General features: G+C 56.0%; 34 protein-coding genes. 10 read left to right on the top strand and 24 right to left on the bottom strand.

The annotated features are described in order from the left end of the window. Positions 1-104: 104 nt before the first annotated feature. The 23 genes from ACR0K5_RS24045 to ACR0K5_RS23935 all read right to left on the bottom strand — a co-directional run bounded on the left by ACR0K5_RS24045 (position 105) and on the right by ACR0K5_RS23935 (position 14,006). Positions 105-1,712 carry a terminase large subunit gene (locus ACR0K5_RS24045; RefSeq protein WP_480632067.1) on the bottom strand — a complete coding sequence of 536 codons (1,608 nt, stop codon included), beginning with the start codon at positions 1,710-1,712 and terminating at the stop codon, positions 105-107. Then, positions 1,687-2,079, bottom strand: a complete 393-nt coding sequence (locus ACR0K5_RS24040) for a phage terminase small subunit P27 family (protein WP_480632066.1) — start codon at positions 2,077-2,079, stop codon at positions 1,687-1,689. The genes ACR0K5_RS24045 and ACR0K5_RS24040 overlap by 26 nt, the downstream gene beginning before the upstream one ends. Then, on the bottom strand, positions 2,079-2,393 hold the full coding sequence (locus ACR0K5_RS24035) for a phage head closure protein (RefSeq protein ID WP_480632065.1): 315 nt from the start codon (positions 2,391-2,393) through the stop codon (positions 2,079-2,081). The genes ACR0K5_RS24040 and ACR0K5_RS24035 overlap by 1 nt, the downstream gene beginning before the upstream one ends. Next, positions 2,393-2,806 (bottom strand): DUF3168 domain-containing protein, encoded by a 414-nt coding sequence (locus ACR0K5_RS24030; RefSeq protein ID WP_480632064.1) that lies wholly within the window; start codon positions 2,804-2,806, stop codon positions 2,393-2,395. Before ACR0K5_RS24030 ends, ACR0K5_RS24035 begins: the two co-directional genes overlap by 1 nt. Further along, positions 2,803-3,213 carry an HK97-gp10 family putative phage morphogenesis protein gene (locus ACR0K5_RS24025; RefSeq protein ID WP_480632063.1) on the bottom strand — a complete coding sequence of 137 codons (411 nt, stop codon included), beginning with the start codon at positions 3,211-3,213 and terminating at the stop codon, positions 2,803-2,805. Before ACR0K5_RS24025 ends, ACR0K5_RS24030 begins: the two co-directional genes overlap by 4 nt. Next, positions 3,210-3,521, bottom strand: a complete 312-nt coding sequence (locus tag ACR0K5_RS24020; RefSeq protein ID WP_480632062.1) for a head-tail connector protein — start codon at positions 3,519-3,521, stop codon at positions 3,210-3,212. The genes ACR0K5_RS24025 and ACR0K5_RS24020 overlap by 4 nt, the downstream gene beginning before the upstream one ends. Next, on the bottom strand, positions 3,521-3,991 hold the full coding sequence (locus tag ACR0K5_RS24015; RefSeq protein ID WP_480632061.1) for a hypothetical protein: 471 nt from the start codon (positions 3,989-3,991) through the stop codon (positions 3,521-3,523). Before ACR0K5_RS24015 ends, ACR0K5_RS24020 begins: the two co-directional genes overlap by 1 nt. Further along, entirely contained in the window at positions 3,988-4,134 is a 147-nt protein-coding gene (locus ACR0K5_RS24010; RefSeq protein WP_480632068.1) for an HNH endonuclease signature motif containing protein, read from the bottom strand. The genes ACR0K5_RS24015 and ACR0K5_RS24010 overlap by 4 nt, the downstream gene beginning before the upstream one ends. Positions 4,135-4,339: 205 nt before the next feature. Beyond that, positions 4,340-4,726: a hypothetical protein gene (locus ACR0K5_RS24005; protein WP_480632060.1), complete on the bottom strand. Its 387-nt coding sequence runs from the start codon at positions 4,724-4,726 to the stop codon at positions 4,340-4,342. A 12-nt stretch (positions 4,727-4,738) separates the two neighbouring features. After that, positions 4,739-5,893, bottom strand: coding sequence for a phage major capsid protein (locus ACR0K5_RS24000; protein WP_480632059.1), 1,155 nt, complete (start codon positions 5,891-5,893; stop codon positions 4,739-4,741). Positions 5,894-5,895: 2 nt separating this feature from the next. Then, complete coding sequence (locus ACR0K5_RS23995; protein WP_480632058.1) at positions 5,896-6,399, bottom strand: HK97 family phage prohead protease; 504 nt, start codon at positions 6,397-6,399, stop codon at positions 5,896-5,898. Beyond that, a complete protein-coding gene (locus ACR0K5_RS23990; protein WP_480632057.1) occupies positions 6,399-6,788 on the bottom strand; it encodes a hypothetical protein in 390 nt (129 codons plus the stop codon). Before ACR0K5_RS23990 ends, ACR0K5_RS23995 begins: the two co-directional genes overlap by 1 nt. Next, a complete protein-coding gene (locus tag ACR0K5_RS23985; protein WP_480632056.1) occupies positions 6,775-7,866 on the bottom strand; it encodes a phage portal protein in 1,092 nt (363 codons plus the stop codon). Before ACR0K5_RS23985 ends, ACR0K5_RS23990 begins: the two co-directional genes overlap by 14 nt. A 279-nt stretch (positions 7,867-8,145) precedes the next feature. After that, positions 8,146-8,439 (bottom strand): hypothetical protein, encoded by a 294-nt coding sequence (locus ACR0K5_RS23980; protein ID WP_480632055.1) that lies wholly within the window; start codon positions 8,437-8,439, stop codon positions 8,146-8,148. A 2-nt stretch (positions 8,440-8,441) separates the two neighbouring features. Then, positions 8,442-8,657 (bottom strand): helix-turn-helix domain-containing protein, encoded by a 216-nt coding sequence (locus tag ACR0K5_RS23975; RefSeq protein WP_480632054.1) that lies wholly within the window; start codon positions 8,655-8,657, stop codon positions 8,442-8,444. Between the two features lie 64 nt (positions 8,658-8,721). Further along, entirely contained in the window at positions 8,722-9,396 is a 675-nt protein-coding gene (locus ACR0K5_RS23970) for a hypothetical protein (RefSeq protein WP_480632053.1), read from the bottom strand. A 477-nt stretch (positions 9,397-9,873) separates the two neighbouring features. Then, the gene (locus ACR0K5_RS23965; RefSeq protein WP_480632052.1) at positions 9,874-10,071 is read right to left on the bottom strand and encodes a transcriptional coactivator p15/PC4 family protein; all 198 of its coding nucleotides are present in this window, start codon (positions 10,069-10,071) and stop codon (positions 9,874-9,876) included. Further along, positions 10,068-10,244, bottom strand: a complete 177-nt coding sequence (locus ACR0K5_RS23960) for a hypothetical protein (protein ID WP_480632051.1) — start codon at positions 10,242-10,244, stop codon at positions 10,068-10,070. Before ACR0K5_RS23960 ends, ACR0K5_RS23965 begins: the two co-directional genes overlap by 4 nt. Before the next feature lie 104 nt (positions 10,245-10,348). Then, entirely contained in the window at positions 10,349-10,528 is a 180-nt protein-coding gene (locus tag ACR0K5_RS23955; protein WP_480632050.1) for a helix-turn-helix transcriptional regulator, read from the bottom strand. 129 nt (positions 10,529-10,657) lie between these two features. After that, a complete protein-coding gene (locus tag ACR0K5_RS23950; RefSeq protein ID WP_480632049.1) occupies positions 10,658-11,491 on the bottom strand; it encodes a hypothetical protein in 834 nt (277 codons plus the stop codon). Next, positions 11,491-12,675 carry a tyrosine-type recombinase/integrase gene (locus ACR0K5_RS23945; RefSeq protein WP_480632048.1) on the bottom strand — a complete coding sequence of 395 codons (1,185 nt, stop codon included), beginning with the start codon at positions 12,673-12,675 and terminating at the stop codon, positions 11,491-11,493. Before ACR0K5_RS23945 ends, ACR0K5_RS23950 begins: the two co-directional genes overlap by 1 nt. Before the next feature lie 298 nt (positions 12,676-12,973). Beyond that, the gene (locus ACR0K5_RS23940; protein ID WP_480632047.1) at positions 12,974-13,471 is read right to left on the bottom strand and encodes a hypothetical protein; all 498 of its coding nucleotides are present in this window, start codon (positions 13,469-13,471) and stop codon (positions 12,974-12,976) included. Continuing rightward, positions 13,464-14,006, bottom strand: coding sequence for a helix-turn-helix transcriptional regulator (locus ACR0K5_RS23935; RefSeq protein ID WP_480632046.1), 543 nt, complete (start codon positions 14,004-14,006; stop codon positions 13,464-13,466). The genes ACR0K5_RS23940 and ACR0K5_RS23935 overlap by 8 nt, the downstream gene beginning before the upstream one ends. A gap of 810 nt (positions 14,007-14,816) precedes the next feature. Here ACR0K5_RS23935 and ACR0K5_RS23930 point away from each other — a divergent pair. The 6 genes from ACR0K5_RS23930 to ACR0K5_RS23905 all read left to right on the top strand — a co-directional run bounded on the left by ACR0K5_RS23930 (position 14,817) and on the right by ACR0K5_RS23905 (position 23,527). Continuing rightward, positions 14,817-17,099, top strand: a complete 2,283-nt coding sequence (locus ACR0K5_RS23930) for a hypothetical protein (protein ID WP_480632045.1) — start codon at positions 14,817-14,819, stop codon at positions 17,097-17,099. A gap of 131 nt (positions 17,100-17,230) precedes the next feature. After that, positions 17,231-19,171, top strand: a complete 1,941-nt coding sequence (locus ACR0K5_RS23925; protein WP_480632044.1) for a type I secretion protein — start codon at positions 17,231-17,233, stop codon at positions 19,169-19,171. Between the two features lie 42 nt (positions 19,172-19,213). Beyond that, complete coding sequence (locus ACR0K5_RS23920; protein WP_480632043.1) at positions 19,214-21,436, top strand: type I secretion system permease/ATPase; 2,223 nt, start codon at positions 19,214-19,216, stop codon at positions 21,434-21,436. A gap of 2 nt (positions 21,437-21,438) precedes the next feature. Further along, positions 21,439-22,791, top strand: a complete 1,353-nt coding sequence (locus tag ACR0K5_RS23915) for an HlyD family type I secretion periplasmic adaptor subunit (RefSeq protein WP_480632042.1) — start codon at positions 21,439-21,441, stop codon at positions 22,789-22,791. 79 nt (positions 22,792-22,870) lie between these two features. Beyond that, the gene (locus tag ACR0K5_RS23910; protein ID WP_480632041.1) at positions 22,871-23,248 is read left to right on the top strand and encodes a rhodanese-like domain-containing protein; all 378 of its coding nucleotides are present in this window, start codon (positions 22,871-22,873) and stop codon (positions 23,246-23,248) included. 93 nt (positions 23,249-23,341) lie between these two features. Continuing rightward, positions 23,342-23,527 (top strand): hypothetical protein, encoded by a 186-nt coding sequence (locus ACR0K5_RS23905; protein WP_480632040.1) that lies wholly within the window; start codon positions 23,342-23,344, stop codon positions 23,525-23,527. On the opposite strand, the gene ACR0K5_RS23900 is transcribed toward ACR0K5_RS23905, so the two are convergent. Continuing rightward, on the bottom strand, positions 23,528-24,286 hold the full coding sequence (locus ACR0K5_RS23900) for an alpha/beta fold hydrolase (RefSeq protein WP_480632039.1): 759 nt from the start codon (positions 24,284-24,286) through the stop codon (positions 23,528-23,530). It lies immediately after the preceding gene. Positions 24,287-24,377: 91 nt separating this feature from the next. Here ACR0K5_RS23900 and ACR0K5_RS23895 point away from each other — a divergent pair, with 91 nt between their 5' ends. From ACR0K5_RS23895 to ACR0K5_RS23880, 4 genes are all read left to right on the top strand, one after another. Further along, a complete protein-coding gene (locus ACR0K5_RS23895; protein ID WP_480632038.1) occupies positions 24,378-24,752 on the top strand; it encodes a hypothetical protein in 375 nt (124 codons plus the stop codon). 57 nt (positions 24,753-24,809) lie between these two features. Then, a complete protein-coding gene (locus tag ACR0K5_RS23890; protein ID WP_480632037.1) occupies positions 24,810-25,400 on the top strand; it encodes a TetR/AcrR family transcriptional regulator in 591 nt (196 codons plus the stop codon). Between the two features lie 91 nt (positions 25,401-25,491). Further along, a complete protein-coding gene (locus ACR0K5_RS23885; protein ID WP_480632036.1) occupies positions 25,492-26,169 on the top strand; it encodes a PspA/IM30 family protein in 678 nt (225 codons plus the stop codon). Positions 26,170-26,202: 33 nt separating this feature from the next. Then, positions 26,203-26,487 carry a YiaA/YiaB family inner membrane protein gene (locus ACR0K5_RS23880; RefSeq protein WP_480632035.1) on the top strand — a complete coding sequence of 95 codons (285 nt, stop codon included), beginning with the start codon at positions 26,203-26,205 and terminating at the stop codon, positions 26,485-26,487. Positions 26,488-26,713: the final 226 nt, after the last annotated feature.

The raw sequence follows: 26,713 nt of genomic DNA, 5'->3' as shown, positions 1-26,713 counted from the left end.
GTTCCAGTGCGTTCGGCCTTTTTCATTTTCTTCTCGAAATCCGCAACGCGGGCTTCAAGCTGAACAACGAGTCTTTCTTCAGTTTCTGGCACGTCTGCTCTCCCTTAGGCCAAATACATGTCATCAGTGAACCAGTCGGCATCGGTCATGAACTTCACGTCCCCAGCAGCGCAGCGCGCGACGGCCATAGCGGTCGCAACCGCACCGTCGATTTTGTTGCCGCTCTTGCCTTTGTGGAACATTCGGTTCCCGGCCTTGTCGACGTCGATTTGGATGTTTTCGAAGTTCCACCGCAGGATCGGGTGGCCACCATGTTTGAACCGTCGCGCCAGTATTGCGCGCTCCAGCTCCTTGACTGCCGGAGCCATCGAAACCCAGCCCTGCCTAAACTCGACGGCGGGCAGTCCGTCATCGTTCAAATCAGCCATCATCGTGCGGCCATAGGTCGGATCAAACGCGATCTCTCGGACATTGAACCGGGCGCAGAGTTCTCGAATGTGGCTTTCTACAGCCCGTAGATCGACGGTATTGCCGGGTGTAGGGATGATATGCTCAGCCTCGGCCCAGCCTATGTAATCAACGTTGTGGCGTTCGCCCCGATCACGCAGGTTTTCCTCGGGGCAGAAGAACCAGGGATAGACCTGATAGCCGTCATCCCCGTCTTCCCAACAGGCAACGACGCAGGTCAGGTCTTCATTCTTGGACAGGTCCACACCCAGCCAGCAGGGCGCCTGCACCATGTCCAATTCGTCCAGATCGACGGGGTGTGCGCCTTCATCATAAGCGTGCATTTCGACAAAGCCGGATGTTGAGGCGTCCAGCCACTGGTTCAGGTTATATTGGCGGAACCCGTCCCGCTCGAACAAGGAATGCTGTGCCTTGCGGGCCTTGTCCCGAAATCCGGCAATATCCGGGTAGCCATGCTGAAGGCCCGGATTGACCGCGTACCAGAGCTTTTCATCTGTCCAGTCATCCTGTGGCTCGGCCATGAAAATCACCGGCAAGGTGGCAGGATCGTCAATCTCGCCGCGTTGAACCCTCAGAGCGTATTCGACGGTTTTCCAGGCGATGTTTTCCTGTCCACGCCCCGAGGTGGATGCTACTACCATCAACGTTCCGGGAACCTTGACCAGCGCCGAATCCAGCGCTTCCCAGAGCATGAGGCCCTTGCGACCTTCCCAGACGTGCAACTCGTCCGCAATGACCACAGAGGGCGTTTTACCGTGCTGCACGCGCCCGTCAGCAGACAAGGCGATGTAACGGCTGCGCTTCTGTTTGAAGGAAATACGGCTCTTGTAGTCGCGTACGTCCAAGTGCTTGCTCAGACGCTTGTCGTTCTCCACGATCAACGCCGTTTCTTCGAATAGCTCTCTTGCCTGATCGTGGGCTGCGGCAGCGGAGACAATCAGGCTTCCTGGCTGCACCTCAGGCCCAACCAAGTGCAGCAGATTGATTGCCCCACACAGACTGGTTTTGCGGTTTCCACGTGGTAGCAGAAGGATCACGCGGCGAACAACGCGGGTGCCGTCTTCGTTTCTGGGTCCGTAAATACGCCGGATTGTCTTTTCTGCCCACGGGTCCAACTGGAACGGATGGCCGGGTGCCGGGTTCTTTGGGTGCTTCAGGCGACGCAACCAATCCACAGCCCGTTGTCCGCATCCGAGCGGGTCAGGGATTTCGGTTTCATCAGTTATCCAGGAGGGAATCAGCATCGTCATCCTCCCTGATAGTGGGGCGGGATCGGGACACGGGGGTGAGGCCTAATTCGGCCGCCAGAAGGCGAGCCTGCTGAATTGCGGTCGACTGGATGCCAACCGACGGGTTGCGCTTGAAATTGCCCTCCACGTCGATCACATGGCCGTAACTTTGAATGTGGGCCTCCGTCTCTCGGACGGTGCCAATTGCCGTGCAGTAGTTCTCCAGAGAACCCAGATCTGCGACAGTCAGAATGCGCCGTTCTGACAGTATGGGCATGACACGATCCCACTCAGCCCGTGCAGCTTCGGACAGCCATGGGGGTGCTTCCATGTCCGTGATCGCTTCGGGGTCTTCTCGCATATGGGGTTTCGTGCCGCGCATCACTCCAACCTTTCACATCTGATTTCGAGACCGTTGCGTCGACCAATTTCGACCAGGCCTTTGATGTTGTAATCTGCGCCCCTGAAGTTCACCCGATCTGCTGCTGAAATATCCAGCACGAACCGGGTGCGGAAAATGATGGTTTCGCGATCATTGGCACCTTGCGAGTTTATGAATTCTTCTGCGGATTGCTGGACTACCTCGGCCCGGAGCCGCTTGTGATCCGACCATGTTTCAGTCGGGGTGCCGTACTCATTGGGCACGGCCGCAGCCCTTTGAATTCGAATGAGGTTGATCAGTTTACCCGCCCGCATCACGCCACCTCCGCAACCAGAATTTCGATGGTGACAATCGCGTGCGAGGTTTCCCCGTCAGGGTCGCGCACGGATCGCGTGCCCGTAACCTTGATGTCTGCCGCGTGAAAGCCCGGATCAAGATCGATGCGGCTCCATTGCAGAGCGTTGCGGATGGCCCCGCTGATGCGCTTCACCCCTTCAAGCGAGGCTTCTTTTTTCCAGACATGTACCGTGTGATAGACGCGGCTGTGCTTGCGCTTCATGGATGTGCCAGCATCCACCACCTGACATTCACCCAGCACGATAGACGGGCTTGGCGCCGGGCGCTGATTGCGATCCAGAATGTTTGCCGCAGGCACAAGGTCAGTGACGGCCTGTGTGGCCAAGAGGCGCGCGCGGATGGCTTTTTGAGTGGTGAGATCGGGTGTCACTTGCCAGCCTCCCTCACAGCCTTTGAAACGGCACGTTTGATGCGGTCCGTGGCGCGCTTGCGAAAGAGACGTACAGACGGCCAGAAGAACGGCTGCGCAGGTGTGTGAGTTGTCCCATACTCGACCAGATGGCCGTAGCGAACATCCTTGTTGCCAACCGTCACGACCGCCGCATTCTCCGGAACGGTATGGCTACCACCGGGTTGTGAATAAGGTGGCGTGGTTTCTCCCGGCCCAGTCACTTCGATACTGCCCTGCAAATCGCCGGTATCTTCGGGAACCAGGGCTTCCATAGCGTCTTGCATCTCGTGCGCTGATTGCAGCAACGCAGGCCTGACCGCCTTCCGAACCTCCTTCGGGATTGCGTTCATGCGCCTCTGAAAACTAGACAGCCCGCCATCTTTCAAAACGTGAACTCCCGGTATTCGTTTACGATCTCGGACACACCAAACGGGACTGACTTCATCCCGTCGCCGGCGGTTTCCCGTTGCTCGTACCAATGAGCCGCCAGCATCCGCACCGCGTGGATAAGAGACGGCGGAACGGGCGACTGTCCGGAGCCGCCAAACTGAACTTCAATCTGAAACCCAAGAAGGCGTTCAACGTGATCTTGCGCCGCATCGATGAGCCGCGTGAGCATGATCACGTCGCTGCCATCTTCATCCCCCGTGAAGGAAAGATGCGCCGAAAGATCGCTAGGGGACAGAACCGTCATCAGGCTGCATCAACCCGTGTGATTGCCGTCTCGATCCACAGACTGCTGTTCAGGCGAATAACGTTGTCTGCACTGTCAACCGCTTCATTGGCCGATCCAACTTTTGCGAGGAAGTAACGTTCACTAGGCGTGCCGCCGGAAGGTGCATCGTTGAACGTGACCTTGAAGGCATAGTTGTGGATTGTCTTCTCAGCTGCAATCAATGCAACCTGACCAGCGTCCGCATAATCAGCGCCAAAAGTACATTCAAAAGCCCCACCATCGCGGGTACCCTTTGCACGCCGGGTGCGGCCATCCGCCAGAGATGCAAACGCTATCTCGTTTGAACTGTCGCCCAGAGAACCGAGGGATTCGAGTTCCCCGATGTTGGTATAGGTCAACGCCTGGTATGCTGCGGCATCAGCAGGCTCAGAGGTTTGCGGCGTGGTGCAGATCGCAATCTGCGTGCCGTTAGAAGCGTAAATCGTCATGATACGATCCTTTCAATCCGTTGTTTTGTGCTGGAGTGACAAGGCGTGCAGAGCGGTTGCCAATTGGTCCGATCCCAGAAAAGCGTCTTGTCTCCCCTGTGTGGCTTGATGTGATCGACAACCGTCGCTGGTTCGCCGCACATCCGGCATCTGGGAAACCGCTTGAGGAACAGCGCCCGAGCCTTCTCCCATTGCCCCGTGTATCCCCGCGCGCTTGAGTTGGGCCGCTTCTTGTCATGCCGCGCCTTTCGCTCGGTAGCAGCGCGCCGTTCACACGGGCACTGAACACCGGCGGCAACGCGATGGCCGCAACCGCAAATGCGAGGGGGTTTCCGGGGCATGTCACGGTTACACCTGCGGGCGGTCGCGCAGATCGCCCAGAACGGCTGCGCAGCCTGCTGCAATGCTGGTTCCGGATGCCTTTGTCAGAACAATCCGGGCATAGCGTTTATTACCGCGATAGCCGAACCGGTAAGACGAGTCTGCCGCGAGGGTTGCGGGTGCATCCGAGTCCACCTGGGTTGCCGCCACATCCGCGAAATCACCGGATACAGTGGTGTCGCTTTCCTGCAGCTTGGCGCTGAAATCACCGGATCCGGCAACAGCGCCCGTGTTCAGGATAAAGGCCGCACGGTTTGCGTCTTTCAGATCGATCGCTGCCCCGTTCACAGTGGCGGATTGCACGGCAGGAGCCAGAGCCGCCACCGCTTTGATGTTGTGGTATAGATCACGCATCGGTTCTCTCCTTTAAGCCATTTTCAGTTTGCGGAACTTGGCGACCTGCAGGACGCCGCCTGTGACGCGCCGTGTCGCGTGAATGCGGGTGATCCCCTCAGTGGCCCGGATGTACGGGTTCACAAGCGTGGACATCGCGAGGCGATCGACAATCCGGTAGCCCGAGAAATCGCCATACATGATGGGGAATTCGTTGGCCGCAACATCCGGCATATCGACCATCTCGGCCACTGGACGGCCCAGAATGGTTTCTGGCTGCCCCGCCTGGAAACTCGGCTGCCACAACATACGCCCGTCACCATCTTTGAGAGTGCGGATCACACCCAATGTGGTGCCGTTCATCACCCACGTGCCATTGTTGCGATACATCGCAGGCATCGCGTACATCAGCTTGATGAGCATGTCCGGATCCAGGTTGGTCGCGTGGCCGTTGTTGGTTTCGGCAATCCCGGTCTTGGTCATGAACCCTTCAGGTTCCAGAACCCCGTCACCGTTGACAAATGCCGCGCCTTCCTTCTGGCCAAAATCCTCAACCAGAGCCAAGCGAACCTCGGCTTCAGCCTGACCAGCACTGTCAGAAAGCAACTGGTTGGAAATGTCGGTATAGGTGTTCAGTTCTTTCAGAAACAACTCTTCCTGACCGAAACCCGGTTCGGAGTGTTCTGAAGTATCGGTCTCACCTTTCCATTTGGCATTCGTGACGCCAGTTCGTTTCGGGTAAATTACAGATGCCGATCCAGATTGGCGGACGCTGGCAATGGTGCGAACAGGTGAGAACTCGACCAGATCCCGGGTGAACTCTGACGACATTTCAGCCGGAGCCAGATAGCCGCCCTGTGGGTCACTGGAAACGGTCAGCGCCTTCAGTTCTTCCGCCGGAGCGTTGTTGCCCAGACGCAGATAAGTGGCAAAGGCCTTGCGCTCTTCCGAGGGTTCATCCTTCTTATCGCCACCACCACCGGGCCGGTTGGCTTTGGCTTCGAGCTTGTCCAGCCGTTCCACGATCTTCGTGGTGTCGGCCTTTTCCTCGAACTCACCCAGCCGTTCATCAACGGTCTTGGTCAGGTCTGCCAGAGCTTTGGTGACGATATCGTTTGGATCGTCATCATCGCCTTTAAGGGTCAACGCGGTGCAGCCGCGCAGGTCTTTCAATCGCGTGTGTTTCATTTCTACCTCTTTGCGATTAGCGCCGCAGCGCGGTTGATGGTTTCGGCGAGGCGCAGGGCCTCGACAGCGGATTTTGCGGACGTGACTTGTGCGCCCGGATGCATCGGCAGAGTCACCAGGGACACTTCCAGAAGCTCAAGGGATTTGATCGTGCGGCCGCCACCCTTGCGAGCAACGGCATCTTTGGTCAGGAAGCCGATTGAAAGCCCGCGAACGGCGCCGGATTTGACCAAGGCACGCACCTCTCTGGCACGGGGAATATCTTCAATCAGGAGATTGCCTTTGATCTCCAACCCTTCGTTGGTTTCCTTGGCTTCATTCCAGGAACCAACCGGGTCATTCTGATCATGCCCAAACAATATAGGCACTGGCATCGCGGCTGATTTGAATGCGCCGCGTTCAATCCAGTCGCCAACGCGGTCGCCTTGACCGAACTTCCAAGCGATGCCGGAAATCGCGCCGTCATCATGTGCAAGAATCTTGGTTTCCACATAGGCTCGCTCCATCATTCAGCTCCTCGAAAAGCTGCGCGGTCAGAGGCGAATGCATCGACCTGAGCCTGCACCCACGTTGCAGCGGTGAGCAGGCGGATCACGTTGGCTTGAGAGAAAGGAACCTGCTTGCCATCCTCTTTGACATCCCAGCCGAGGACGCAGGAAGCGAGAGATTCGAGACGCAATTTTTCCCGATTTTCCGCTGAGACCCGACCGTCAGGCCCGACATGTTCGACCATGCTGTCTGCCAGATTTAGCCGGGCACGGTTCTGCGTGGCGCTATCCGGTCCAGCCACACGCAGCTTGATACCCGTGGGTTTGCCGGTCACAGGGTCTGCGAGCTCGAATTCGCGACCGCGATCCTGATCCTGTGCGTCTGAAAGGATGTCATTCAGTTCCATTCTCTTCAGCCCCCTCGGTTTCTTTTTGACTGTCTGTTTCGGTGTTGATGTGCGGGTTCGCAAACTCTTCGCCGCCGCCATAGGGCAGCATCCCGAGCCATTTGCGGCCTTCGTTCGGATTGATTGTGCGGCTGCTGATCAAGCTGCTGATAACGGTTGCGCGGGTGTTCAGATCGGCCCGGGTCAGGTCATCCCGATCAAACCGAATGACGCGATCCTTGCGCTCATCAGGCAGGAACAGGCTCCGACCAAGTGCGGATTCAAGCGCCCGCAACCAAGGCTCCAGGCAATAAACCAAGAACTCGCGGCCCATCTGTTCGGTGTTAGACCACGTTGCCCGGTCCAGTTCGAACAACATGCTCGGCGGAACCCGGAATGCGCGGGCAATTTCGAGGTTCTGGAACTTCCGGTTTTCGAGGAACTGGGCGTCTGTGCTGTTCAGAGTAAACGGAACAAATTCAGCGCCATCATACAGGACAGCCGTGCGACCTCCTGCGTCATTGCCTTCATGGGTCAGACGCCACGCATCGCGAGCCTTTTTCACACTTTCCTCACCCATGCCTTTAGGGAACATCAACGCGCCAGAAGGGCGGGCGCCACGGCCAAACAAACGCGCCGCATGTCGCTCCATCACATAGGCGACGCCGATGGCTTCTCGGGCCAGTGTCAACGGCGCGCGACCAAATGGGCTGCGAAGGTGGATGATGTTTGCTGCTGGCTCGATCCGGTTGTTGATCCGATAAGTCGGTTCGCGTGTGCCCTGATCGTATTCGACAGTGATCACGCCCGGATTATGGTGGATGATCTCCATCGGCTTGCCGTTGACCCGGTTCACCCAGGCTAACCCACCCTGATCATATCGCAGCGCGTCAATCACCAGATCTCGGATAAGTTCGTAACCCGCGGTCCACTCATTGGCCTCACCAACCAAAAGCTGCAGGGCAGGGTCGGCATCAAAGGTGGTTTTTTCGTCGGGCGATTTCACCGCGATATCCAGGCTGGCAGCGGCTTCCGAGATCACCCGGATTGCAGAGTTCACCGCGGGAATACACAGCGCAGTTTCTGCAGAGAGTGACACGCCGGAACTCATGGGCGTAAAGCCAAAAATTGAGTTCAACCAATCCTGAGGATTTGCGAGCGACTTTTCTTCAGTCGGAGTTTTTTTGCGAAACGGCCACATGCCAACAGTTTCGCGCGGTGCGTAGGGCGGGGGTAGTTAGCAAAACTGGTCAAACGTGTTCAAAGCCGATCATTTCTGACACTTAGGAAAATCCAGATTCGTGCAAATATCGCGCTCGCCTCCCCGCGCCGGTCCCCTTGTGTGCGAAAAAGAACAGAACCACCCCCCTCGGTACGGTTACTCCAGTTCGAGCTCGTCTCCGGTCAACGCCGTGTATGCGGTCGCTGCCATGCGCGTGACAGTGCGAGCCAATGCAGGGTCTGTGAACTGGACTCTTATTGCCGATCCTGAATGATGCTTGCCTAACGGTCCGTTGCTAAATGCGAGACCCTCGGCATTCACGTTGAGCGTGCAGCCACAGATACGCAGGCCAGAGGTCAGCATGTCGAACACCGCCAGAGTTCGGTTGCCGACTGAGTTGGGCTTGCCTTTGAGAACAATGAACGATGCGATTTGGTGTTCTTGAGTCATGGTTACTTCCTTTTCAGCCAGTCAATGAGTTCGGATCGCAATGCGAAGTATCTGCCTTCCGGTTTGTAGATCGGCACTGTGAGCCTCTTGGCCATACGCCTGACCTTCGACTCTGATACGCCAAGACACTCAGCGATTGCTTTCACGCCCCACAGTCGTTCAGGGCCGTTTGTGATGGCGTCGAAGCGCCACCGGTCGAGAGGTGGTTTATCTGTCATGAGTCTGCTCGCTTTCTGGTGAGTGGTGATGGCAGCAAATTACGTTTCCGTCCCAGCATGGGCATTACCCCACACTCACAACGCCGATCCTCCTGGCGTCGATTCCGTGTTCCTGAAAGGCTTCATCAATCTCCTTTAGCCCATCGACTAATGCATGTTTCAGCTTCTGCTTCTGTCGCGTCTGGATGAACTTGGTTCCGGTATCACTACGTTGAACCCACCAGTCGAACCGAATGGCGACTTCTGTGAGTTCGAACCCATAGACGCAAATAGCGTCGACCAATTGTCGGGCGCGGATGCTCCGATGTTCGCCCATTTTGTACTTGCGGCTGTTAACACGGTGGCGGATGACCGGAAGGACCTTCATGCACTTCTGCGCGATGTCCGCAATCTGGCGAGCCTCGATCATCGCGGGCGTAATGCCACCACCAGAACCGTGCCTTCCATTGTCCACGTACTCTTGAGCGCAATTGTTGCCGTGACCATGCTCTGCCAACTGCACGCTGCCGCCGTAGAGATTGCCGACCGCGCGCAGCCCATCATCCATACTAAGACGCGCCGACATGATGTAACGAGTATCGTTGGCATAGTTCAGCCAGGTCAGGCGTTCATCCTTCACACCCGTCGCCGTTGGCTTTCTCTCGTAGAGGACTTGCCCCGGCACCAAAGAGCGCCGCGCGCCGCCCTTGGCCATCTGACGCATGAACGCCGCTTCGCGCTTATCTGAGCTCTTTGTCACCAGCGCAGACTCCTTGACACTTCATCCGAAATCACCGCGTTGAAGCTGAAATCAAGTTGATTCGATTTGCTCAAAAGCGAGTTTCCAATCATCCTTTTTTTTGTTTCAACCTCTCTCTTTACTCAACCGTTGCTCTATACCCCCTCTGCTCAATGGTGAGGTCAGGAGCGAAGGGCATAGGACGAACAGCCCCGGCACAATGGCCAGGCTGTCCCTAAACCCTCGGCGTGATCTTCCTGCTCAACGGAGCCGGCCTATCGCGTCGGGCCCAATTGGTCGTGCGTTCCCGCCAATCGGTTGACCGCTACTTTCGACACTTGAGACGCTGTGCCGGGGGTCGCGCTTCGGTCTTTCGGACTGCGCTTGGCATGTGACCCCGCCCCGTGGTATGCCTACCACAACTGGTGCCACCGTCTGTCAAACCGTCCACCAGATATGGCCCTGCGTAATCTTCGAGAGCGCAGGGTCTCTCTCTTTTCAGTCTTGAGTTACTGTCTCGATTGCTTGGATCAGGTCGGCGGCCTGTTCGATGCGAACGGCGATGCCCTTCTTGCTGGGCCGCATCTCGCCGTCTTCCGCTTCGTACCAGACGCGGATGTTGAGGCATTCAACGCCGTGGTAGATGGTCCGCTCTATGCGAACCACTTCTGTCTTGTTTTTGGGGATTTCGATCATGACGCGTTCTCGCGTAACCAATTGCCCATGTCATGAATCGCACCCTCTACGGCCGGTTTGACCTCGGGGTATGCTTCCAGATGCTGCATCAAGAATTGCAATTGGACGGACGGGTATTCGCCCGCGTTGGCCATAATGGTCTTAGTGAGACTGTGCCAATTTGTGCTGCTCATTTTTGCCTCTGCGGTCGCAGGGCAGGCGCAATGCGGCTACTTTAGGGGTGTTGATAGCCCCAAATTCTTCCGCCCGCGCCTGCGTGTTAGGTGCGGGTTTCTCTTTAGGCAGCGGGGCGCTGTTCAAGCCATTCGGCGAGTTTGCTTTCAGGCCAGGCAACGGCTTTACGTGTGATACGAACCGGACGGGGAAATTCGCCCCGATCCATCATGTCGTAAATCGCGCTTCGGCTCAGGCCGGTGATTTCCTCTACTTCGGCGCGGCGGTAGTGCTTTTCCAACATCGTGTGTGTCTCCTGCTCCAGTTAGGAATATGCAGGAAATTTGGCCTTCAAACTCGGGCCTGTCATTAAGTCAAAAGTGATAAAAGTCGAATTGGATTTTATACTTACTTTTGTCAGTGTTTTATCACTTTATTCGGGGCTTTTATCACTCCCCTCATCGGCCTCGCGTTGGTTTACGGCCCGCATAAGGGTTTGGTGGTGAATGTCGACGCCAGTGTTTTCGACAACCTGGTTCGTGACCGCTTGCCACGTTAGCGAACCATGTCCAGTGGGGAAAATCTTGTCATAGGCTAACAGTGCCTGGTCAGTTTTTCTGCGTCGGCCTAAGCGTGTCTTTTGGTGATCCATAGATGCCAGATTGGCCTCTAGGTTTTGGTGTAAAACATCCGCAATTGTGTCGTGAATGATAGGCGCAAAATCGGATTCCTTGAAGCAGACCGCCCATCCCTCAAATTGTGCTGCGATTGATATTTGCGCCACTGGCTCGTTTGGCATCGCGCCAATGTAGTCCCGTATTGCTAATTCCCTGCCTAAAACTCTAATGGTGCCTGTCTCTACATCAATGTACCTGAATCTTAGTAAAGGTTTGTTCTGCGCGGATTCCTCAAGTGTGACACAAAACGGCCCGGCAGTTTGTTCATCGTCAAGAACATCTTCCGGCCAATAAAACCAATCCAAAAGATCTTCGTGAATGTGCAGCAAATCGGAGCACTTAAAGATAGTTTTTGCGGGGCTGCAGATATAGACACCGACCTGATGCATAAGTTTTGCCATCAACCATGCAGTCAATAGGTGCTCTTCACTCCGTCGCCAGATCATTCCATTCATTACCGCTTCATCTGAGGAGTTCTTGCTCGTGTCCGATATAATCTCCCAACCATCCGGGTTTACGTGATTCCAAGCAATTCGTCTCGCTGCCTCAATGACTTCTGTAAATGGCAAGTAACCTTCTGGTGCGAACATCATCCAATCCTCACGATTTCAGCTTGTTTCTTTGTCACGAAATCCGCCCACCGCTGCATGAGTACACGGCGCTGATCAAGGTGATCGGTACGGCGATAGGCGCGCTCCACAGACCCGCCCACGACATGCCCCAGGCACGTCTCTGCGACCTCGTGAGGCGTGTTGGTGGTTTCTGCCACCCAATCCCGAAAGCTGGACCTGAATCCGTGCGGTCGAGCCTGCATGTCCCGGCGCTCCATTAGGCGGGACATTGTCGCGTCGGAGATGACACCTTTGCGGACGCTGGGGAAGAGATAGCCATCACGCCCCTGTTTCTTTGCAGCTTCGATCACTTCCAATGCTGCGTCTGACAAGGGCACCCGGAAATCTTCCGTTGCATCCCTGCGTCCCTTCACAATCTCGGCCGGTATAGTCCAAACATCATCTTCAAACTGATCTTCGTGCGCTTTTCGGATCGGCCCGGATCGCACTGCTGTCAGGATTAACAATCGCAACGCAAGGTGAGTCGTCGTTCCCTCATCAAGGCTGGAATAGAATGCTGGAACCTCGACCCAAGGCAAAGCCGGGATGTTCTTCGGCTTATGCCGTTGCTTGCCCAGAAGGGCGCGGGCTTTCATTGTCGCCTGTAGGTCAACATCCAGTCCCAATGCCGCAGCGTGCTTGAGACATATACCTAACCGATCCATCGCCTTGCTGGCGGTCTCGGCCTTAACATGCCAAATCGGTGCCAACGTGTCCCGAATATCGATCTGGTCAATATCCGCGACAGGCACCTTGCCTAATTTGGGCAGAACATGAAGCTCCAGAGGCGAGAACCACCGGCCAGCTTTGCCATCGCCCTTGAGTTCCGCTTTTCGAGATTCATAGGCGTCAAGCGCGACATCCTTCAGAAGGTGCATGTTGCGCTCAAGCTGCCTTCGCTCTTTCTCTCGTTCTTTGATGGGGTCTAAATCCTTGCGCGCGACCGCCCGCCACTTTTCGGCGTCCTCTCGGGCTTCTTTCAGTGAAACATCAGGGTAGGCACCAAGGCCCATTTCCCGGCGACGACCGTGAACAGTTACAAGCAGTACCCACTTTCCGTGCGTCTGGTCGCGCTTGTGAAGCCACAGCCCGCCGCCGTCGCCATGCTTCCCCTTTGGGGCGGTTTTGATCTGCGCTGCGCTGAGTTTGTTCAATTCCCTCAATGCTCAGTCCCACTTACAGTCCCACCACAATATTTGGTATAGGAAGGTTCATTGTGGAACAAGAGGGAAAAATAGATTGCCGGTATTAGATTGAATAACTTGGATATTTTGCAGATTTTGGAAAAGCTAGGACTGTCTTGGAAAGTACATTCAAATCCCACCGCCCGCACCAAGCAGATTTTTTCAAAAAATGAGCAATAGCTTACGTGGGCTTGGCCAGCCGTACCGTGGTGGTCGGGCGGGTATTGCGAAACAGTACGCGAAACTCGCCTGCCAACTGAGCCACGCCGTGGCCATCCTAAACCGGAAATCCCAAGTGTCGGATCAGTTTCCAGATGTCCCGGTTTGCGGCTGACAACTGATCAACGACTGCCTCGATCTCGCGCAGCGCATTGTCGTCGACGGTATCTTCGCGACCGAGTTTGATATCGGTTTTGCGATCCGCGATCCGCATAAGGATCGTTTTCGGGTTTCCGCTTTCAGGGTCGAACGAATAGATGCAATGGTTGAACTTGTTGCGTATGCCCGAAAGCTTAGCCAGTCGTTGCGTATGCTCAAGGATCGGATCGCGAATCCGGGCCGGGCGCCCTTCCATTTTGGCCAGTCGTTCAACCAGATCGATTCGCGCGCGGGTGGTGTTCAGGGTCAGGAAAATGATAACAGCCACGTCTTTCGACGTTCCGGTCAGGCCGGCAATCAGGTGTATCAGCAGGCTCTCAGTGTTGGTCCACATATAGTTCAACCTGCCCACCAATAGGATGAGGCGGTCGAACCGGACTTCAAAAGGATCAGTCAAAGGCCGTCTGCTGCGCTTCATGAGGCGCAACCTCAAAATAGAAATGAGCAGCCGCCGTCCGGTTGGAGACACCAATCTTGCCGACAACATTATGCATGTGCAGCTTGACGGTGTGTTCCGTGATGCCCAGCTTGGCCGCGATCAGTTTGTTGCTTTTGCCCTGTGAGACCAGTTGCAGAACCTGTTTTTCGCGGCGCGTCAGCTTGGAGTATTGTGCACGCCGATCCACGCCATTTGGTGCGATGGGTTCCGGTTGTCTGAGTGTTTCTGGCGTGCGCTGACAGGGGGCAGAGACATAGTCGGCCAGAAAACTGGGAAGATAAAGTTCCTCGTGCATCAGCAATCTGAGGATGGCGCGCCACGCGTCCGGCGCGACATTCATCGGCAGAAAACCCACTTCTCCAAACTGCGCGCGATTCCAGCTTTCGAACATGTGTCGGGCCGAATCCTCTTTGCGATAGGCAAAGGCGAGGCAGCCGGACCCTGTACAATTGATATAGGTCGTCGGGCGCGCGAGCAGGTCTTCGATCAACATTTGATCTACAACGATTATTCTGCCGCTGCCGGGAACGTGTTCGGGAATTGCTTCTAGTGTTTCGAAGCGTAACGCGCAGACGCCGAATTCAGTTTGAACGCTTCTTAGGGTTTGATTTGAGTAGAATAGTTCCTTCCCGAGGAAGACAATCGAAAAATCTTCTGAAAAAAAACTTTGGCTGGCAGTTTCATAGTTCAAAGACTCACTCATTATTTTCCCTCACAAAACGGGTTTTACCGGGAATTGCGTTATCAAAATCGAATTTCAGGAGCAAAAGTAGTTAACTAATCAAAGAATTACGTAAGTTTTATTGTAACTGAAAACGCGAATTTCTACAACCAGACGGTATAGTTCGAGTGTCAGAGTTATAGAACTATTGGTTAGGTTTTGGTGTGTCGGTTTGTGTAACATGCGGAAACAATTGCATTAATTTTTTACTACTTTCTTCATTAGAACTTTTTGTTCCAGTTTGGTAAAAGCTTGAAGTTTTCGAAAAATATATAAGTAAAACAAAGCATTATATACATCAGAACTTTCAGCTAGCTAGTCGCGAGCATGTGCCGCTGCAAACATGGGCGGGCTTTAATTTTCGAAGCATCTGTCCCTGTCGCGCCCGTTCCTTGCGTATTTCAGCATCGATTGTGAGCGGTCGCGTTTTCGGCTTAGCCGGGAAAGGAGGTGGCCTCAGGAAAACTATCGTGGACCGCATTCAGCGTGCTCAAACGCTGTGTGAGTTTTTTTGATTCAATCACGCTTGATACCGCTTTTTAGATGAATGGCGGTCTGGCGTTCCAGAAATGGGAATTTGTTATGAGACGCAATGTAAATAATACCAATGTAACGACCGTCGACGAAATTAATGTCGAAAATCTGGATGCTCCGGTGGATGTTGAAATTCAGGTTGATGAGGCCCTGGTCGAAGCGGACGTGACTGCGCAACAGCAGCAGCAACAGCAGGACCAAAACGTCGAAAACGCTAATGAACAGGGTCAGGACCAAGGTCAGGACCAGGGTCAGGAACAAGGCCAGGATCAGGACCAGGGCCAGGATCAGGACCAAGGTCAGGATCAAGATCAGACGCTTAATGCCGGAGACAACACCAACGACAACTCCAACAACAACGAAATCAACATCGATTTCGGTGGCGGTGAGTGGATTCCACGCGATGATGATCAGGTTGATCTGGATCTTGGAGATTCGGCGACGGTAGGTGATGTGATCACCGCTGGCCGCGATCTGAACTATGATCCCGGCGATGACATGAATCTGGACATCTCAATGGATGGTGCCGGTACGGCGATGTCATCCGTCAACAACCAGGTGGCCAGTCTGAGTGATGATGACACGTTGGATTCACCAAGTGTATCCAACAATTCAGACTTCTACCAGAATGGCGACGCCAACGGTGGTACAGCCAATGCTGCTGAAGGTATTGGATCGGACGCCAAGGGCGGAAACTCGGGCGACGGTGGCACCAGTTATGGTGGTGCAGCTGACTCGACAACTTTGGGTAGCCACGCCTGGGCCTCTGGTGGTGATACCGGCAGCGCAGATTCTGCTTCTACTGGCGGTACAGGGGGCTCTACCGGTGATGCGCACAACGCGAGCATCGGTCTTGGTCTGTCAGGCTCAGGTGCCGACGGTGATGGTACCGGCGGAGACGGCGGCGCTGCAGACAGCTCCTCGACGTCCGACAACGATGGCAGCACAAGTGCCGATGGTACGGGAACGGGCGGAGCCGGCGGTAGCGCGGATTCGTTTGGTCTTGGTCTTGGTCTTGGTCTGTCCGGTTCGAACGCATCCGGTAACGCCAACGGTGGCGACAGCGATTCCGACTCGACCGGAACTGGCACTGGGACGGCTGACAACGTCGCGGATGCTTACGGAGCGGACGGTGGTGATGGTAACGCTGCGACAGATGGTTCGGCCTCGAACACCAGCGACAGCAACACCGAAGCCAATGATGCGACTGCAGGAGACAACGCTGCGGAAGGCGCTGCTGAAAGCGGTGCGGAAAGCTCAGCTGACGGAACCGGTGGTGACGGAACTGGCGGCGACGGCACCGGCGGTGATGGCACCGGCGGTGATGGCACCGGCGGCGACGGCACCGGCGGCGATGGCGAAGGTGGTTTTGGCGAGATGGTCGAAGCTGCAATCATGGCCCTGCAGGAAGAGCTTGGCATGTTTAACGCCGAAGCAGGCGAAGGTGGTGACGGCACCGGCGGCGACGGAACCGGTGGTGACGGCACAGCCGGCGACGGAACTGGCGGCGACGGCTCGGGCGGCGACGGTTCCGGTGGGACCGCTGAAGCGGATTCCGACGCTCAGGGTGTTGGCGATCAATCGGCAAGTGGGCCGGATATTGACCAGAGCCCGGGTGACGTGAACGGCGCAGCCAGCAATTCGCAAGATACGGACGGTAGCGGTGGTGACGGCGGTTCGAACGCAGCCGATGGCGCTGCGGATGCGGCGGGTACCGGAACATCAGCCGCAGACGGCGACGGTGGAGCAGGCGGCAGTACATCGCCAACATCGTCATCTGCAGGTAGCGGTGCCGGATCTGCTGATGCAGCCAATACCGCAGGTGGCGGCGGAGCAGCGGATGTATTCGGAGATGCCGATACAAACGGTGCGGCCGACAGCCTGGCCGAAGCTATCGCCGGATATGGTGGTGAAGGCAGCTCCGACAACGATGCCACATCGACCGGTTCCGGTGATGCAACCGGTGCGGCCAGCTCGGGTGCCGGTGGTGCTGGTGGCGCGTCAGCCTCGAATGGCGGAACCAGCGGAGCCTCGATGGGCACCGCGACATCTGGCGACACCATGGGTGGCACGATCACCGGTGGCAGTGCAGCTGGAGCCTATTCAGGTGACGGCGGTGCTGGCGGTAACGGCGGTACATGGGGTTCGAACAATGGTGGCGATGGTATCGTGACCGGCGAATCTTATGCCTCAGCTGCTGCTGTTGTCGACACCTCGGCCTTCAACCAGTCAATCGTCATGGGTGCTAACGTACTGGGCAACTCGGTCGATACAACCATGGTTGGCGGATCGATGACCTCGTCCTACGCAAGCGACGATACTGACGCATAAGTCAAAAGGCGGGGCTCGCATTTTCGGGCCCTGCGATCTTTCGAAAACGCCGGGGCCGCAAACCGCGGCCCCGGCCCAACTGAACCCAAACCGGAAATTTCTGGCCGGTGCGGGTGTAAAGGATAACCGACATGGCCCTCGACGGTATTACGGAAACGATAGCGCATTTTGTTGGAACTTTTGAGCTTACGATAGAACAGGCCCGGCTGAGAGATCAGTACGAGGAGTTCAGTGCCTTAAGGCGGAAAGCTGAAATTGAAGGGCTAGAAGAACCGGCCTCGATTCACATCAAGGCCGATCTGGATATTCCGGCGGGTGAGTATAAAGCTCTGCCATTCAATTTCATTCCCTCTCAACCGGAACTGCCGTTACCACAAGCACCTGACTGGCCGGTGTATGAATCGGTCATTATCCTCAACAGTGAAAGTGCGGAATCTCAGCGATTTGTTCCGGACAGCGTAACCGGAGCGTCGTCTGCACCAGAGCTGATAATTTTGCGGCCAGAGACAGTGCCTTTGGGTTCGGCAATGACCTTTACCGTTCAAAAGGTGGTCATGCGCGACAACGATACGGTCGGTGAAGGGGATTTTCGTGACACCGAGGCGCTGATCGCTCAGGGCGAAGAGATGCTGGACATGGCGTTGTCGCTTCACGCTGTTGCGGCGCCATCATTTTCGCTTGCGGATTACAAATCGACCGAGATGATCGAAGCGCTGGCCGAACAGATGCTGAACCCGATGAGTTCAGAAATAGAAGGCGTTACGGTGCATCAGTTCCACGGCGATGACGCATTGGGTGTGATCGTCAATGGCGAATATGTAGACGAGGCACCCGTATGGACTGACATTTTGCCCGAGTTCCATCAGCCGGATGAAGCTAACGAGGATGAGGCGGAGGCCATGCTTCCGACCGAGTGGGATCAGTCGAAGGATCCCGAGTTTGACGACGGACATCTGGTGGTGACCGGAGGCAACCTTGCGATCAATGCTGTCTCGGCATCCGTAGGCTGGGTTGATGCCCCCTATATCGCTGTCGGAGGGCAGGCGATCAACCTTACAGCCATCAGTCAGGTTGCGCTTGTTTCAGATTGGGATGTGGGAGCTCCGGGCACGGGCAGTGGCACCGATGTGATTCAGTCTTCGAAGATTGAAGTCGAAGGCAGGGAGGCCCCCTGGCTTGATGATGCCACAGCAACGTCCGGACAACCTGAATACATCATTGTGGATTGGGTGCACGGTGATCTGGTTGTCGCAAACTTCGTCAAGCAAGTGATCGACGCGACGGATATCGACAACATTCAAACCGAGATTTCGGCCGCATCGACGTTGTATGCGTTGGGCGATAACGAGATGTTCAATGTCACCGATATCGTGCAGCTGGGCAGCTACTACGACCTGATCATGATTGATGGGAACATGATTTCCGTCGACATGCTGTATCAGACCATTGCTCTGATGGATGACGATATCATCAGCGGTGTTGTGCCTGGCGCAATGACCGAAGATGATGAAAACCTGATCATGAATGACGCGTCCGTCAAAACGATTGGCGAAGATACGCATCAGGAATTGCATCAGAGCCTGTCCGACGCCATGGCACTTGAGGAAATGGATATGGATGGGTTGGAGGACGCGTTGCTCAACGATCCCATGTTCGCCGGGATGGAGCAGATGCGCGTGCTCAAGATCGATGGAGACCTGTTGCAGGTGAACATCGTCGAACAGGTCACTATGATGCTGGATCAGGACCAAATTGACCTGTCCGGTCCCAATGCAGCCGAGACCGAGGTCGTCGCTGGCAGCAACGCTCTGTTGAACGCCGCGAACCTGACCAAATTTGGTGTGGATTCGACTATTATGGCCGCTGACGGATCTTATTCTGATCTGTTGCTTCATCAGGCCAGCCTGATCGACATGCCGGACAACGAAGAGATCACAGAAATGACCAATGAGGCTATCGCTGCAATCATGGACGACATGTCCATGCCGCAACCGGATGCTGCACAGTCATTGAATACACCATCCACTGACGCAACGACACCAGATGACGGCCTGCAAACCATGCTGGCCTGACCCCCCCCCTAATTTTTTACCGAGTGACCAGAAGGTTTGTAAATGTCGATTGTATTTACGTCGCGCCGTCCACTTTTATCCAGCCCATTGGACAGGCAGGGCGGTTTGGGCCCACAGCGTCAGAACGCTGGCGGTGGGGCAGAACCAACGACGCGGGCACAACGGGTCAAAGCCCGATTGCACCTGACGCAGGAGATGCGCGTGCCTGAACCAGATCGAAATCGGACGGTTGAAACCGAAAAGTTACAGCAATCCGAAGACCAACAACACTCACGTGAACAACGGCGCGCCGATCCTCCCCATCAGCGCGCACAGCCGCAGCCCGCGCAAGACAAAGACCCGGCGGGTGGTGGCAATGGGGTGGCCGACGCTGATGGCCCGGATCCGGCATCCGCCGGGGACTCGACTGCGCGCAAGACCCCCTCTGGGCGCGCATCCGGCGAGAACGGCATAGGCACCACGATCGAGGCCAAGGCAAACCAGCCACTGTTGCAAACGAAGACTGGCGGCGGTGATGGGAACGGGCCACCCCAAACATTCCACAAACGCACCCCGCCCGAGGATTTCCAGCGCACGTTACGCGTTTCGACGCGGGCGATCTGGCGCAATCTTGCGTTTGTTCTGGTCCTGACCTGCGCCACGAACATTCTGATCCTGGCAATTCCGATCTACCTGTTTCAAATAAGTGACCGGGTTCTGACCAGTCGGTCGCTGGATACACTGATCATGCTGACGGCAATCGTCGCAGGGGCGGTGATCTTTCAATCAGCCTTTGATGCGGTACGGCGTTTTATGTTGATGCGCACCGGAGTTGAGGTGGCAGCCCGGCTGGGCGCACCGGTGTTAAGTGCGGCTGCGCATGCGTCGCTGCATGGAAACGGGCGCGAGTATCAGACGTTGGGCGATCTGCAACAGCTTCGCGGTTTTCTGGTCTCGGGCACGCTGATTTCATTTCTGGACGTGCCGTTTGCGCCGTTGTTCATCCTGATGATTTTCTTGGTCCATCCGCAACTGGGCATGATCGTGGTGGTAACCGCGCTGATCCTCATGACGATAGCGCTGATCAACCAGAAAATGACTGCCAAACCGTTTGCCGAGGCGAATAAGGCGCAGTCTACTGCAAACCTGCATTTGGATTCGATGTCGCGCAACAGTCAGATCATCAACGCTCTGGCCATGATCCCCGAGGCTGTCCGGATTTGGGGACGGGATACCGCTCAATCGCTGACCTGGCAGGTGCGGGCACAGGACCGCAACGTGATCTTCGCGGCCATCTCGCGCGCCGTTCGCCTGCTGACCCAGATCGGTATTCTGGGTTGGGGTGCGTTTCTGGCCCTGCAAGGAGAGATCACGGGTGGTATGGTGATTGCAGCCTCGATCATTGCTGGGCGCGCTTTCGCGCCCATCGAGGGCTCGATTGAAGGGTGGAACAGTTACCTGCTGACACGTGGGGCTTATGGGCGGATCAAGGCGCTGCTGTCGACCTCGGCCCTGCAATACGAAAAACTACGCCTGCCACGCCCTGAAGGTCGTCTGGATGTCGAACGCCTGCTCTATGTACCGGGCGGAACCAAACGTGTGGTCCTGAACGGGATTACGTTCTCGCTGGTTCCCGGCGAAACGCTGGCCATTATCGGCAATTCCGGGGCGGGGAAAACCACGCTGGGGAAAACTCTGGTTGGGTCCATTCTGCCCACATCGGGCAGCGTAAGGCTTGACCTGATGGACATCCGAAACTGGGACCCGCGCCAGTTTGGCGAAAGCATAGGTTACCTGCCGCAGGATGTGCAGCTGTTCCCCGGCACGATCAAGGACAATATCGGCCGGATGCGAGCGGATGCCACCGACGAACAGATTCATGACGCGGCCGTTCTGGCCGACGTGCATAACATGATTGCAACCCTGCCGCAGGGATATGAGACCGTGGTCGCCGCTGATGGCTCGCCTCTGTCCGGTGGTCAGAAGCAGCGCATCGCGCTGGCGCGGGCGTTCTTTGGCAACCCCAGAATGGTTGTGCTGGATGAACCGAATTCAAATCTCGACGTCGCGGGTGACAAAGCGCTTGCGTGTGCCATCGAACAGGCGCGCGAAAGCAAGATCACCGTGGTTGTCATTACACAGAAGCCAACGTTGTTGAATGTTGTCGATAAGATCATGTTGCTGACTGACGGGCGCGTGGCCCTGTTCGGCCAGCGAGATCAGGTTCTTCAGCAAATCAACGGGCCACGCAAACAGACCGGAATTGAAGGCCAGCAGGGGGGCTGACCATGAATGACCTCGTACCTGTGAAGAACTCCGCCAATGAACCAGAGGTGTGGTATGCCGAGGTTCCACGCTCGATCAACAGGCTGATTGTCATCGGGCTGGTCATGCTTGTTGTGTGTTTCGGCGGTTTCGGGGTCTGGTCCTTCAGCGCCCCACTAGCCGCGGCAGTCATCGCGCAAGGCAGCTTTGTCGCGACCGGTCGTAACAAGATTGTCCAACACCTTGAGGGCGGCATCATCGAAGACATCAAGGTTGTCGAAGGTCAGGCGGTTCAGGCGGGTCAGGTGCTGATGACGCTGGACCAGACCTCTGCCCAGGCGAATGAGCGTGAGCTGTTCATCCGCAAGCTGCGCCTCCAGGCTATGACCGAACGGCTGCTGGCGGAGTACGGGGAACGTGACCGCCTCGTCTTTTCTCAGGGGCTCGTTGAGGCGTCTGACGACGTCGAAGTCATGGCTATTCTCGATGGGCAAAAGCTCAGTTTCGATGTGTCGCGCAAGACGCTCTTGAATGACGTGGCGCTGTTGGAACGCAACATGGAAGCTCTGAAAATTCGGGCCAGCGGGTTTGAGGCGCAGCTGGACAGCATGGCGCGACGGGCCGAGATTTTGCAGGAGGAGTTCGAGGCCAAAAACCAACTGTTCGAAAAGGGTCTGGTTCGCAAAGGCGAGCTGAACACCATCCGACGCGTGCAGGCCGAAGCCGAAGGGCAGCAGGCCCGTTTGCGGGCCGAGGCTTCGGAGATCAATCAGATGCTGTTGAAGTACGAAGAACAGATCACACGCACGCGTTCCGCCTATCGTGAGGCCGCATTGGACGAACTGGGCGTGATCGAAGCCGATCTGGAAAGCGTACGTGAAAAATCCCGTCAGGCCCGCAGTGTTCTTGACCGGGCCGTGGTGCGCGCGCCGGTGACCGGAACAGTGGTGCGCCTGCACTATCACACGCCGGGCGGTGTGATTGAGACCGGTGAACCGATAGCCGAGATCCTGCCCGCAGATGCGCCTTTGATCATCGAGGCGCAGATTCCGCGTACTGAGATTGACAGTGTTATTACAGGACAGACCGCCACGGTCCGCCTGATCGCATTGAATCAGCGCACGACGCCCGTTTTGTATGGCGAAGTCTTCTATATTTCCGCCGATGCGCTGCTTGAGGAGTCGACTGGTGTTCCGCAGGAAGTTTATCTGGCGCGGATTTCACTGACACCGGATGAGTTGCATCGTGTCGCCGGCTTTGTTCCGACCCCTGGCATGCCCGCTGAAATCATGATCCAGACCGAAGAACGCACCTTTGCGGCCTACATAGCCAAACCGGTTTCAGACAGCATGTCGCGCGCGTTTCGCGAACAGTAACATGGGCGTTTCCCGCCATGGCTACACCTTCCAAATTTCGCATGTTAACCTTTGCGCGATGACGTAAAGGAGAACTTGCATGCCGGTGACGGTCAAAGACATGATGGAGGCTGCCAATGCAGTGGTTGAGCGGGTTGATACAGCACAGGCAAAGGCCTTGATAGAGCAGGGTGGTCTGCTGCTGGACATTCGCGACGCGAATGAACTGCAAAATACTGGTCGCGCTGTCGGGGCGCATCATATTCCGCGCGGAATGCTGGAATTTCGGGCAGATGACGCGCTGCAATCCCACGATCCCGAACTGCGCAAGGATCGCGCCATTGTGTTGCACTGCGCGTCAGGAGGCCGCGCGGCTTTGGCCGGAAAGCTATTGAAGGATATGGGTTACCGGAAGGTGTTTAATCTAGGGGGGTTGGTCGACTGGATGAACGGGGGCGGTGAAGTCGTCAAATCCTGATCCGGGATCGGTCCGCATCTGACACACATCAAAGTGCAACACATTCGAATCGTGAAATATTCGGCCGGAAGCCAACAGAAGGAAAACCCGTCCATGTTTCGCCTTGCCGCTATGCTGTATTCACTGATTGCAACTGCCCTGTCAGGTTCGGCCGTTATCGCCGTGCTGTCGGCTGGAATGGTGTCTGTCAGCGCGATTGTTGGCGCCGCAGCTATAGGGGCTGTGATCGCCGTTCCGGCGTCCTGGATGGTGGCTAAGCGACTGTATCAAGGCGCGTGATCAGGCGTTCAGGAAAGTTCTGACCGCAGCTTCGAACTCACGCGGTTTTTCGGCGTGCAGCCAATGCCCGGCACCGGGGATTTTAGCAAAGCGCGCGCCGGGAAACAGTGCACGAATCTTGGTTCGATGTTCCGGCAAGACGTAATCTGACTCGCCCCCAGATAGGAAAAGCGCGGAACCATCCCACTGGGCATCCAATTCTGGAAAACCCATGATATTTGGCATCTGGTCCGCCAACACATCCAAATTCAGCAACCAACGCCTTCCCTTGATGTCCAGCGATTGGGTGAAAAAGCTCTGCAAGGCCTTTTCAACGCCCAGCTCGGCCAATTGTTGTTCGGCATCCGAGCGGCGTGCAATGCGCGAAAAGTCCACGGCGCGCATGGCTTCGATGAACTGAATCTGGCTGTGCGTGTATTGCACCGGCGCAATGTCTGCGACCACCAGCTTGTTAACCAATGCGCCGTGTTGCAGTGCCAGCGTCATCGCGGCCTTGCCGCCCATCGAATGTCCCAGCACATCCGCTTTGCCACCAATCTGCTCGATCACTTCGGCGATATCCTGTGCCAGATGAGGGTAATCATGACACGGATCCCATGCGCTGTAGGCGTGGTTTCGCATGTCGACTGCCACCACCTGCCGTTCGTCCGATAGCCGCCTGGCAATTACGCCCCAGTTTCGGGCCGATCCATAAAGGCCATGGGCAATAACAAGGGGCAGTCGGGCGGTCGGTTCGCCATGTACGATCGTGTTCAGCATATATGGCGTGATACAAGCCGCAGTCGAAAACAGCCAGCCCCATTGTAGGTCTCTGCAGCTGTCGTTAGATTGCCGCAGCAGGAGAGCGCCCATGTCGCAAGACACAGACATTCAGACCCGGATCGCCGAGACGGTGGTGTTGCTGCGCGCAAAGCTCGGAGTGCGTGACAAGACGCTCGAGGCATCGATCCGCAAGGCCAAACGTCGGCTGCCGCGCCGCGTTTACAAACAGGCATTGATTCTGGCCCAGGCCGAGACGATGGCATCTCATCCCAAGTTGAGGCTGGTTCTGGATAACCCCAAACTGATCAAGGCATCTGATGTGGTGCAGGATCATCTGGGGTCTATTAATCTAGCGGATCGCAGATGGGGCTGGTTCCTCGGTCTTTTGGGAGGGCTGGCCTTCAACCTGCTGGCGCTGACGACACTGCTGTTGGCTTTTCTGTGGTGGCGCGGCTTGATCTGACCTTAGGTTCTGGACTATGCGCTGTGGTCTGAACGTGGTTCAAAGTCTGAGGGCGCTATGTCAACCAAAGCACAGATCCGGCGCGAACAGTTGCGCGAAAAGCTGATTGAGGCTGCAGAAACCCGCATTGACCACAATGGTCTCAGCGACCTTCGAGCGCGAGATCTGGCAAAAGACGCTGGGTGTGCGCTGGGCGCGATTTACAACGTTTTCGAAGATCTGAACGCAATTGTCATGGCTGTGAACGGGCGCACGTTCAAACGTCTGGGGCAGGCGGTTGGAACGTCTTTTAATGGCAGTGAGCCTCCGGTGCAGCGGTTGATTGTCATGAGCACAGCCTATCTGTATTTTGCCGATGAAAACGCGAACCTGTGGCGGGCCTTGTTTGACTTGCAGATGTCCGACGATGGCCCTGTGCCGGATTGGTATCGCAACGCGTTGAAAGAATTGTTTTCTTTCATCGCAGAGCCGGTCAGCGAATTGTTTCCCGATCTGGACCGGGTCGAGATGGATCTGATGACGCGCGCATTGTTCTCGTCCGTCCATGGGATCGTCACCCTTGGGTTGGAAAACCGGATCTCGGGCGTTCCGCCGGAACAGATCGAACGCATGATCGCTCAGGTTCTTTCACGAATTGGAAACAATTAGTTTCCTGAACAGTGTTCATAAAATTATTGAACGGCGTTCATGAAATTGCTATCTCCATCATGTGAACGATGTTCATGAATTGGAGGAGCACATGTTCAGTACTTTGAAGACCCTGATGAATGGCGCAAATGCCCGGGCCGAAGACCGCCTGCGCGACAGTTTTTCCATTGACCTGATTGACCAGAAAATCCGTGAAGCAGAACAGAACCTCAAGGCTGCAAAGCTGACGTTGGCCAGCATGATCCAGAAGCAACGCGGTGAAACCCGTCAGATCGAGACCCTGCAAACACGCATCGATGAACTTATGGTACGTGCGCGTCAGGCGCTGAAAGATGACCGGAAGGATCTTGTTCATAGCGCGGCGCAGGCGGTCGCCGATCTGGAAAACGAACTGGTGCTGCGTAAACAGACCGTGGACCGGCTTGAAGCGCGCATCCTGCAATTGCGTCATTCGGTTCAGGCGGCGAACCGCCGTATCCTGGATCTCAAGCAAGGTGCCATCTCTGCCCGCGCTGTAAGGCGAGAACAGGGGCTTCAGAAACGGCTGAACCGGCATCTGGGTGGCGAAAGCCCGATCGACGAAGCCGAGGCGCTGATAACCCGCGTGATGAACCAGGATGACCCGTTCGAACAATCGGAAATCCTGCGTGAGATTGACGCCGGGATGGATCACACAAACCTTGCTGCCCGAATGGAAGAGGCCGGATATGGCCCCAAAACACGAGCAACCGCATCTGATGTTCTGAACCGCCTCAAGGCGCAATTCTGAACCGCACGTATTTTTTAACTTAGGAGACTTCCAATGACCAATCGCGGTGAAAACAATCTGATCCTGATGCTGAACGGTGCTGGCGTGGCCGTCGCCTACCTGCTGCTGGGTATCTCGCTTTATCTTTCAACCGATGTGCCGCTGGCTACCAAAGGCTATTGGGGTATGGGAATCGTGTTGCTGACCCTGAGCCTGATCAACGTGGTGAAGTATCGATTCGATGGCCGCTCGGCTGAGGACCGCATAAACCGTATCGAAGAAGCGCGAAATGAAAAGCTGCTGGAAGACGCGTTGAAAGACGCCGACGGCGACATCTGATCCCATCCGTTCCGCCAGGCACAGCGCCCGATCCAACGTGATCAGTTCATCATTGATGCGGGCGGGTGCGACGGGGGATTTCGGAACGAAAAAACGGCGCCTCAAGGGGCGCCGTTTTCTTCTGTTTCGAACCGTTTACAAATTTGGGTAGATTGGGAAACGGCTGCAAAGCTCTGCGACTTCGGCTTTGACTTTGGCTTCGACCGCACCGTTGCCGTCTTCGCCA

The organism is Ruegeria sp. AB9 (assembly GCF_056542585.1).
Note: the sequence above shows the minus strand (reverse complement) of the source record. Positions and strands in the feature narration are given on the sequence as shown.

What these genes read in the sequence shown, in the direction of transcription:
- ACR0K5_RS23910 (WP_480632041.1), top strand. Translation starts at nt 22,871, where the DNA reads ATGCCGGTGACGGTCAAAGACATGATGGAGGCTGCCAATGCAGTGGTT.
- ACR0K5_RS23890 (WP_480632037.1), top strand. Translation starts at nt 24,810, where the DNA reads ATGTCAACCAAAGCACAGATCCGGCGCGAACAGTTGCGCGAAAAGCTG.
- ACR0K5_RS24000 (WP_480632059.1), bottom strand. Translation starts at nt 5,893, where the DNA reads ATGAAACACACGCGATTGAAAGACCTGCGCGGCTGCACCGCGTTGACC.
- ACR0K5_RS23880 (WP_480632035.1), top strand. Translation starts at nt 26,203, where the DNA reads ATGACCAATCGCGGTGAAAACAATCTGATCCTGATGCTGAACGGTGCT.
- ACR0K5_RS24010 (WP_480632068.1), bottom strand. Translation starts at nt 4,134, where the DNA reads ATGTGCGGCGAACCAGCGACGGTTGTCGATCACATCAAGCCACACAGG.
- ACR0K5_RS23975 (WP_480632054.1), bottom strand. Translation starts at nt 8,657, where the DNA reads ATGACAGATAAACCACCTCTCGACCGGTGGCGCTTCGACGCCATCACA.
- ACR0K5_RS23935 (WP_480632046.1), bottom strand. Translation starts at nt 14,006, where the DNA reads ATGTTGATCGAAGACCTGCTCGCGCGCCCGACGACCTATATCAATTGT.
- ACR0K5_RS23885 (WP_480632036.1), top strand. Translation starts at nt 25,492, where the DNA reads ATGTTCAGTACTTTGAAGACCCTGATGAATGGCGCAAATGCCCGGGCC.
- ACR0K5_RS24040 (WP_480632066.1), bottom strand. Translation starts at nt 2,079, where the DNA reads ATGCGCGGCACGAAACCCCATATGCGAGAAGACCCCGAAGCGATCACG.
- ACR0K5_RS23950 (WP_480632049.1), bottom strand. Translation starts at nt 11,491, where the DNA reads ATGTTCGCACCAGAAGGTTACTTGCCATTTACAGAAGTCATTGAGGCA.
- ACR0K5_RS24020 (WP_480632062.1), bottom strand. Translation starts at nt 3,521, where the DNA reads ATGACGGTTCTGTCCCCTAGCGATCTTTCGGCGCATCTTTCCTTCACG.
- ACR0K5_RS24005 (WP_480632060.1), bottom strand. Translation starts at nt 4,726, where the DNA reads ATGCGTGATCTATACCACAACATCAAAGCGGTGGCGGCTCTGGCTCCT.
- ACR0K5_RS23995 (WP_480632058.1), bottom strand. Translation starts at nt 6,399, where the DNA reads ATGGAGCGAGCCTATGTGGAAACCAAGATTCTTGCACATGATGACGGC.
- ACR0K5_RS23965 (WP_480632052.1), bottom strand. Translation starts at nt 10,071, where the DNA reads ATGATCGAAATCCCCAAAAACAAGACAGAAGTGGTTCGCATAGAGCGG.
- ACR0K5_RS23930 (WP_480632045.1), top strand. Translation starts at nt 14,817, where the DNA reads ATGAGACGCAATGTAAATAATACCAATGTAACGACCGTCGACGAAATT.
- ACR0K5_RS24035 (WP_480632065.1), bottom strand. Translation starts at nt 2,393, where the DNA reads ATGCGGGCGGGTAAACTGATCAACCTCATTCGAATTCAAAGGGCTGCG.
- ACR0K5_RS23905 (WP_480632040.1), top strand. Translation starts at nt 23,342, where the DNA reads ATGTTTCGCCTTGCCGCTATGCTGTATTCACTGATTGCAACTGCCCTG.
- ACR0K5_RS24045 (WP_480632067.1), bottom strand. Translation starts at nt 1,712, where the DNA reads ATGCTGATTCCCTCCTGGATAACTGATGAAACCGAAATCCCTGACCCG.
- ACR0K5_RS23925 (WP_480632044.1), top strand. Translation starts at nt 17,231, where the DNA reads ATGGCCCTCGACGGTATTACGGAAACGATAGCGCATTTTGTTGGAACT.
- ACR0K5_RS23900 (WP_480632039.1), bottom strand. Translation starts at nt 24,286, where the DNA reads ATGCTGAACACGATCGTACATGGCGAACCGACCGCCCGACTGCCCCTT.
- ACR0K5_RS23980 (WP_480632055.1), bottom strand. Translation starts at nt 8,439, where the DNA reads ATGACTCAAGAACACCAAATCGCATCGTTCATTGTTCTCAAAGGCAAG.
- ACR0K5_RS23920 (WP_480632043.1), top strand. Translation starts at nt 19,214, where the DNA reads ATGTCGATTGTATTTACGTCGCGCCGTCCACTTTTATCCAGCCCATTG.
- ACR0K5_RS23915 (WP_480632042.1), top strand. Translation starts at nt 21,439, where the DNA reads ATGAATGACCTCGTACCTGTGAAGAACTCCGCCAATGAACCAGAGGTG.
- ACR0K5_RS23960 (WP_480632051.1), bottom strand. Translation starts at nt 10,244, where the DNA reads ATGAGCAGCACAAATTGGCACAGTCTCACTAAGACCATTATGGCCAAC.
- ACR0K5_RS24015 (WP_480632061.1), bottom strand. Translation starts at nt 3,991, where the DNA reads ATGACGATTTACGCTTCTAACGGCACGCAGATTGCGATCTGCACCACG.
- ACR0K5_RS23990 (WP_480632057.1), bottom strand. Translation starts at nt 6,788, where the DNA reads ATGGAACTGAATGACATCCTTTCAGACGCACAGGATCAGGATCGCGGT.
- ACR0K5_RS23895 (WP_480632038.1), top strand. Translation starts at nt 24,378, where the DNA reads ATGTCGCAAGACACAGACATTCAGACCCGGATCGCCGAGACGGTGGTG.
- ACR0K5_RS23955 (WP_480632050.1), bottom strand. Translation starts at nt 10,528, where the DNA reads ATGTTGGAAAAGCACTACCGCCGCGCCGAAGTAGAGGAAATCACCGGC.